The sequence below is a fragment of the Streptomyces sp. NPDC002577 genome (genome assembly GCF_053594815.1).
In genome coordinates, this window is record NZ_JBSFWK010000113.1 from 1 (window position 1) to 1,092 (window position 1,092).

Annotated in this window: 4 protein-coding genes; all 4 read right to left on the reverse strand. The window is 70.1% G+C overall.

Translation table 11 applies throughout. The features are described from left to right. The coding region (locus ACWD4J_RS44120; protein WP_158786608.1) for a biotin carboxylase N-terminal domain-containing protein at positions 1 to 101 on the reverse strand (101 nt) is incomplete at its 3' end. Further along, the gene (locus tag ACWD4J_RS44125) at positions 98 to 559 is read right to left on the reverse strand and encodes a cobalamin B12-binding domain-containing protein (RefSeq protein ID WP_451401199.1); all 462 of its coding nucleotides are present in this window, start codon (positions 557 to 559) and stop codon (positions 98 to 100) included. The genes ACWD4J_RS44125 and ACWD4J_RS44120, both read right to left, overlap by 4 nt. Positions 560 to 674: 115 nt before the next feature. Further along, positions 675 to 881: an acyl-CoA carboxylase subunit epsilon gene (locus ACWD4J_RS44130; RefSeq protein WP_451401200.1), complete on the reverse strand. Its 207-nt coding sequence runs from the start codon at positions 879 to 881 to the stop codon at positions 675 to 677. A 31-nt stretch (positions 882 to 912) separates the two neighbouring features. Continuing rightward, the coding region (locus ACWD4J_RS44135; RefSeq protein ID WP_451401182.1) for a carboxyl transferase domain-containing protein at positions 913 to 1,092 on the reverse strand (180 nt) is incomplete at its 5' end.

The following is a 1,092-nucleotide window of genomic DNA, read 5'->3' on the forward strand; positions in this document are numbered from 1 at the left end:
GGATCCGCGTAGACGGCCACGCTCGCGATCCCCGCATCCCGGCACGCCCGGGCAACGCGGACAGCGATTTCGCCACGGTTGGCGATGAGCACCTTCGTCAGCATGCCGGCTCCAGTGTGTCGTCGAGGTTGGCGCTGAGTCGGTGGACGGTCTCGACGATGCCGCGCATGTCGGCGCCGGGGGTGAAGACGGCGTGGACGCCCATGGCCTTCAGCGCGAGGACGTCGGCGTCGGGGATGATGCCGCCGACGAGGAGGCGGGTGTCACCCGCCTCGTGCTGGGTGAGCAGGCTGATCACCTTTTCCACGATCGTCAGGTGCGCGCCCGAGAGCACGGACAGGCCCAGGATCGAGGCGTCCTCGGCGATGACGGTGGCGACGATCTGTTCCGGGGTCTGGTGCAGGCCGGTGTAGATCACCTCGTAGCCGGCGTCGCGCAGGGCCCGGGCGATGACCTTGGCGCCTCGGTCGTGGCCGTCGAGCCCGGGTTTGGCGATCACCACGCGGGCGCGGGGCGTCGGTGCGGCACCGGCGGCTGTCCGCTGTTGCAGGGGGTTCATGGTTTCTCCGAATTGCTGGTCACGGGGTCGGGCGATGGCACGTCGGCCGCCGGGCCCGGGGGAATTGCGGTGCACGTAGGAGATGGCCGCGAGGGCTTGGTCCACTGCGTCCGGTTCAGCGGGGCCAGTACGTGCTGCGCCAGGCCTTCGGGCTCGGCTGCGGAAGGGCGTGGCGCGACATGGTGCGCGCCCTGTCCGTCCACTCGTGCACGGTCTCCGGCGGCGCGGGCACGGAGGCGGCCGCCGTGGCGCGGGCTTGGACCACCGCGAGTGCGGCGGCCAGCTCTTCGGGGGTGGGGTTGCCCCGTACGACCTTGAACATCATCGGCTGCTCCTTTCCCTCATCGGGCCGGTCACAGGGGGATGTTGCCGTGCTTCTTCGGAGGCAGGTTTTCCCGCTTGGTGCGCAGCTGACGCAGGCCCCGCACGATGTGCCGACGGGTGTCGGACGGCATGACCACCGCGTCGATGTAGCCGCGCTCGGCTGCGATGTACGGGTTGAGCAGGGTGTCCTCGTACGCCTGGATGAGCTG

Excerpts from the sequence above, each read along its gene's own strand:
- ACWD4J_RS44130 (WP_451401200.1), bottom strand. The coding sequence starts at position 881 with ATGTTCAAGGTCGTACGGGGCAACCCCACCCCCGAAGAGCTGGCCGCC.
- ACWD4J_RS44125 (WP_451401199.1), bottom strand. The coding sequence starts at position 559 with ATGAACCCCCTGCAACAGCGGACAGCCGCCGGTGCCGCACCGACGCCC.